The 5,635-nt window shown below is 71.1% G+C and carries 6 protein-coding genes; all 6 read left to right on the top strand.

All coding sequences use genetic code 11. The features are described from left to right. A partial coding sequence (locus VIR15_RS17720) for a helix-turn-helix transcriptional regulator (protein ID WP_331930161.1) occupies positions 1–770 on the top strand: 770 nt, incomplete at its 5' end. Between the two features lie 29 nt (positions 771–799). Further along, entirely contained in the window at positions 800–1,387 is a 588-nt protein-coding gene (locus VIR15_RS17715; protein WP_331930159.1) for a mycothiol transferase, read from the top strand. Positions 1,388–1,612: 225 nt separating this feature from the next. Beyond that, positions 1,613–2,029, top strand: coding sequence for a YciI family protein (locus VIR15_RS17710; RefSeq protein ID WP_331930157.1), 417 nt, complete (start codon positions 1,613–1,615; stop codon positions 2,027–2,029). Positions 2,030–2,044: 15 nt separating this feature from the next. Continuing rightward, the gene (locus VIR15_RS17705; protein ID WP_331930155.1) at positions 2,045–3,211 is read left to right on the top strand and encodes an RNA polymerase sigma factor; all 1,167 of its coding nucleotides are present in this window, start codon (positions 2,045–2,047) and stop codon (positions 3,209–3,211) included. 25 nt (positions 3,212–3,236) lie between these two features. Then, the gene (locus tag VIR15_RS17700; RefSeq protein ID WP_331930153.1) at positions 3,237–4,172 is read left to right on the top strand and encodes an LLM class flavin-dependent oxidoreductase; all 936 of its coding nucleotides are present in this window, start codon (positions 3,237–3,239) and stop codon (positions 4,170–4,172) included. Between the two features lie 8 nt (positions 4,173–4,180). Beyond that, the coding region (locus VIR15_RS17695; RefSeq protein ID WP_331930151.1) for an LLM class flavin-dependent oxidoreductase at positions 4,181–5,635 on the top strand (1,455 nt) is incomplete at its 3' end.

The following is a 5,635-nucleotide window of genomic DNA, read 5'->3' as shown; positions in this document are numbered from 1 at the left end:
GCCTGCGGCTGCCGCCGATGGTGTTCAGCGCGACGGAGGCCCTTGGACTCGTCATGGCCGCGCTGGACGGCCACCACGCCGCCAGCGACCCGAGCGACCCGGTGGGCAGCGCCCTCGGAAAGCTGATCCGTGCGTTGCCGGAGCCCGTTGCCGCCCACGCGGAGACGGTGCGCCGCATGACCGCACCCGCACCGGATCGCGCTGCAGCGCGGCCGGATCCGGACACGACAGCGACCCTCGTCGAGGCGTGCTCGAGCCATCGGGCGGTGCGGCTCGACTATCGCTCCGAGGCCGGCTCCGAGTGGGTCGTGGAGATCGAGCCGTGGACCGTCGTCGTGCGCCATGGGCGGTGGTACGTCGTGGGCCGGTCGCTCCAGCACGGCCAGACGCGGACCTACCGCGTCGACCGCGTCCGGCGCGTTGACCTGCTCGCCCAGACCTTCCAGCCACCAGGGGGTCTGGACCCGGTCGCGCTGCTCGAGGAACACCTCGCGGTCGGGTGGGAGTACGACGCCCACGTCGACATCGCTGCGCCGATCGAGGTGGCGGGCCGTTGGCTGCCGCGCACGCTCGGCCGCCTTGAGCCGCTCGATGACGTGGAGACGCGTTTGGTCGGCAGCACGAGCAACCCGGCGTGGTACGCGCAACAGCTCGCCATCCTCCCCATGCCGTACCGGATCCGCGGCGGCGCCGAGCTCCGGGCGGCCGCCGTCGAGGTCGCCGGACGGATGACGGCAGCGGTGGATCCGCCGGGCGAAGCGGAAGGATAACGTCCGGAACCGCCCCTACCGTGGCGCGCATGAGCACCAATGACACACCGTGGGAACCACCGCTCGCCGGCACCGAGGTCGGGCACCTGCTCGGGGCACTCGACCGACTCCGCGCCACCTTCCGCTGGAAGGCCGACGCACTCGACGCCGCCGCTCTCAACGCCACGATCGCCGCGTCGGCGTTGACGATCGGCGGCCTGCTGAAGCACCTGGCGGCCGTCGAGGACTTCACCATGACGCGGAAGCTGCGCGGTGAGGACATGGGCCAGCCGTGGACGTCCTTCGGCTACGACGGCAGCAACGACTGGGAGTTCAGCTCTGCGGCTCAGGACTCGCCCGAGGAGCTCTATGCCCTCTACGACGGCGCCGTCGAGCGGACGCGGAGCCGGATCCTGGACGCGTTGGCGAACGGGGGCCTCGACCAGCCCGCGCACGCTGCCAGCGACGAGGGCGAGCATGCCAGCCTGCGCCGGCTGCTCTTCGATCTCGTCGAGGAGTACGGGCGACACACCGGTCACGCCGACCTCATCCGCGAGGCGATCGACGGCCGCGTGGGTGAGGACCCGCCGCCCGGGTGGCGGCCGGTCTCAGGCCAGTTCACCTTCGCGCACTCCTGACGAGCCCTGAGCACACCCCCAATCAATCGAGTGAACAGCTTTCGGGACACAAAACGTGTTCACTCGATCGGGTAGGTGGCCCGGCGCGCCCAAGCGCGCGTGCGGCAGCCAGCCCAGCGGCATACGGAAAATCTCTGCTGCGATGATGTCGAGATCCGGCACCCGGCTCCGTTCCATGGGTGCGGGGCCAACCGGACCCGCGACCGACTCGAAGGAGTGAGCACGATGCCCCAGTTCCTACTGCTCAAGCATTACCGTGGCGCCCCGGACCTGCCCGAGCCCGTCCCGCCGATGGACCAATGGGCGCCCGAGGACGTGGATCGCCACCTGCGATTCCTCGACGACTGCACCACCATGCTCAAGGAGTCCGGCGAGTTCGTCGACGGCACAGGGCTGAACCCCGACCGCGTCTGGGTGCAGTACGGCGGAGCGCCCGGCGCGACGCCAGTGACGACAGACGGGCCATACCCCGAGACGAGCGACCTTGTCGCGGGCTGGTACTGGGTGGACGTCGCCTCGCGCGAACGGGCGCTCGAGATCGCGGCACACGTCTCGTCCGGCCCGGGCCCGGGAGGCAAGCCCATGTATGAGTGGATCGAGGTCCGCCAGGTCATGTTCTCGTCGCCCGTCGAGGCCGACTGAGTCAGTGACTGTCGGGTGACTCCCAAGGACGAGGTCCTGCTGCGAACGCTCGTGCCGCAGGTCATCGGGGTCCTCGTCCGCCGCGGCAACGACTTCGCGGCGGCCGAGGACGCCGTCCAGGATGCCCTCGTCGAGGCAGTTCGGCACTGGCCGGAGCACCCTCCGCGCGACCCCAAGGGCTGGCTCATCGGGGTGGCCACCCGGCGCCTCATCGACGCGGCACGGAGCGACCAGGCGCGACGGGCTCGGGAGCAGCGGGTCGACCGGGAGCCGGCGCCCGGGCGTACGGAGGAGGAGGACGACGCGCTCCGACTGCTCTTCCTGTGCTGCCACCCGTCGCTGAGCCCAACCTCGGCCATCGCGCTCACCCTGCGTGCCGTTGGTGGCCTCACGACGGACGAGCTCGCCGAGGCGTTCCTGGTGCCGCGGGCGACGATGGCGCAGCGGATCAGCCGCGCCAAACGCACCATCGCGGACGTTGAGCTGGGCCCAACGGGCGACGTCGCCGAGGTGCTCCGGGTCCTCTACCTCATCTACCACGCGGGCCACAGCGGACGGGTCGACCTCGCAGCCGAGGCGATCCGACTCACCCGGCAACTGGCGACCGGGCACTCGGACCCCGAGGTCCACGGCCTGCTGGCCCTGATGCTCCTGCACCACGCTCGTCGACGAGCGCGTTTCGGCGACGACGGGCGCCTCGTCACGCTCGACCGACAGGACCGCTCCCTGTGGGACACCGACGAGATCGCCGAGGGCGTCCGGATCCTCCAGCAGGCGCTCGCGGCGAACCGCCGCGGTGAGTACCAGCTCCAGGCCGCGATTGCCGCGCTGCACGATGATGCGCCCACGGCCGCGGAAACCGACTGGGCTCAGATCCTCGAGTGGTACGACGAGCTCATCGCCCTGACGAACAACCCGATCGCGCGGCTGAGCAGGGCCGTCGCCCTCGCGCATGTGCTCGGGCCGGACGCGGCGCTCGCCGAGCTCGAAACCCTCGAGCCGCTCGTTGGTGAGCGGCACCGCTACTTTGCCGTGCGTGCCTACCTGCTGGAACGGGTCGGCGACCGGGCCGGTGCCGCCGAGCACTACGCGGCGGCTGCCCAGCGCGCGACGAACATCCCGGAGCGCGACCACCTCACGCGGCGCGCTGCCGTCCTCCGTCACGAGGCTCGGGAAGGTTGAGCCCCGTTGTTGGGTTGAGCGGGACATGACCGACTACGGCCACGACCTGCTCTTCGGCTCCTTCATCACGCCCGCCAACGCGGCGCCCGACAACGTCGTCGCGCTGGCGCAGCTCTCGGAGGAAGCGGGTCTGGACCTCGTCACGTTCCAGGACCATCCGTACCAGGCGGCCTTCCTCGACACGTGGACCCTGATGAGCTTCGTTGCGGCCCGGACCGAGCGGGTGCACCTTGCCGGCAACGTCCTCAACCTCCCGCTCCGGCAGCCCGCGGTCCTCTCCCGGGCGGCGGCCAGCCTCGACCTGCTGAGCGGTGGCCGCGTCGAGCTCGGCCTCGGGGCCGGCGGCTTCTGGGACCCGATCGTGGCGATGGGCGGCGAGCGGCTCAGTCCGGGTGGGTCGCTCACGGCGCTCCGTGAGGCGATCGACGTCATCCGCGGCATCTGGGACAAGGGCAATCCCGAGCGCCTCGTCGTCGACGGCAAACACCACCGGGTCAACGGAGCCAAGCGCGGACCCGCCCCGGCACACGACATCTCGATCTGGGTCGGCGGCCTCAAGCCGAGGATGCTGCGGCTCATCGGCGAGAAGGCCGACGGCTGGCTGCCCTCGCTCGCCTACCTCACGGGCATCGAGCAGATCGACGAGTCGAACGCCCGCATCGACGAGGCCGCCTCTGCTGTGGGCCGGGACCCGAGGCAGGTGCGCCGTCTGGTCAACATCGGCGGCCAGTTCACCGCCCAGCCGAGCGACCGGCTCCTCGTGGGACCGCCCAGCCAGTGGGCCGAGCAGCTCGCGATGCTGTCGCTCGAGCACGGCCTGAGCGCCTTCATCGTCGTGGGCGACGACCCGAACCAGCTCGCCCTCTTCGGCCAGGAGGTGGCGCCGGCGACGCGCGAGCTCGTCGCGGCAGAGCGCGGGCGACGCGGGACGGCGATGGCCCGTCCTGGTGCGGCGAGCTGATCACCACCATGGACCTCGGACACCCGCTCGAGTTCGGCACGTTCATCACGCCGCTCAACGGCCAGGGCAGGGACGACGCACTGGCCCCCGTCCACCTCGCCCAGCTCAGCGAGGCGGTTGGACTCGACCTCGTCACCTTTCAGGACCACCCATACCAGCCGCGCTTCCACGAGACGTGGACGCTGCTCAGCTGGGTGGCGGGACAGACCGAGCGCATCCGGCTGGCCCCCAGCGTCATCAATGTGCCGATGCGACAGCCCGCCGTCCTCGCAAGAGCCGCCGCGAGCCTCGACCTCCTGTCGCACGGGCGGCTCGAGCTCGCCCTCGGTGCCGGCTACTTCTGGGATGCGATGGAGTCGATGGGCATCGATCGTCTCTCACCGGGCGAGTCGGTCGACGCGCTCGAGGAGGCCATCGACATCATTCGCGGCATCTGGGCCGCGAGTCAGCGCACTCCATTGCGCACCAAGGGCCTCCACCACCACGTCAGCGGCGTGGACCGCGGACCAGCTCCCGCCCACAACATCCCGATCTGGGTGGGCGGGGGAAAGCCCCGCATGCTCGACCTCATCGGAAGGCTCGCCGACGGCTGGGTCATCCCGGGCGGTAACTCAGGATTGGCGGACCTGTCCACCACTGGCCAAGCCGTCGATGCGGCTGCTATCCGAGCCGGCCGCGACCCACGCGAGATCCGGCGAATCGCCAACGTCTCGGGCCGCTTCGGAGTCCGGGGCGGCGACCTCCTCGATGGGCCTCCCGCGCAGTGGGTCGAGCAGCTGCTGCCCCTCGTCGTCGATCACGGCGTCGGGACCGTCATCCTCGCTTCCGACGATCCGGACTCGATCAAGGCCTTCGCCGGCGAGGTCGTGCCCGCCCTCCGCGAAGCCGTCGCCGCCGAGCGGGCCGAGCGCGGCACAGATACGCGGAGCATCGCGAGCAGCTTCATCCGGGTCCAGCGCCACGTCGGCATCGACTACGACTCCATCCCGGCCACCCTGGCACCGGACGCGGTTGAGCCCGGCGACGCCGCCTACGTCCGCCTGAGGTCCAACTACATGCGGGGCGGGAATCCCGGACTCGTGCTGCAGCCACGCGATCCGAGTGGGGTGGCCGAGGCGGTGCGGTGGGCCCGGACCCAGCCTGTCCCCTTGTCGGTGCGCAGCGGCGGTCACGGCATCAGCGGCCGCTCGACGAACCACGGTGGCATCATCATCGACCTTCGCCAGCTCAGGTCCATCGAGGTCATCGACCCGTCCACGCGACGCGTCAGGGTCGAGCCGGGCGCCCGCTGGGGCGAGGTCGCGGCGGCCCTGGCCCCGCATGGCTGGGCCCTCACCTCCGGGGACTACGGCGGAGTCGGAGTCGGCGGCCTCGCCACGGCCGGAGGCATCGGCTTCCTCGGGCGGTCGCAGGGCCTGACCATCGACCGGCTGCGGGCCGTCGAGATGGTTCTCGCCGACGGG

The organism is Intrasporangium sp., assembly GCF_036566125.1.
Classification (GTDB): domain Bacteria; phylum Actinomycetota; class Actinomycetes; order Actinomycetales; family Dermatophilaceae; genus Intrasporangium.
The sequence above is the reverse complement of the archived record's forward strand: the minus strand, read 5'-3'. Positions and strand labels throughout refer to the sequence as shown.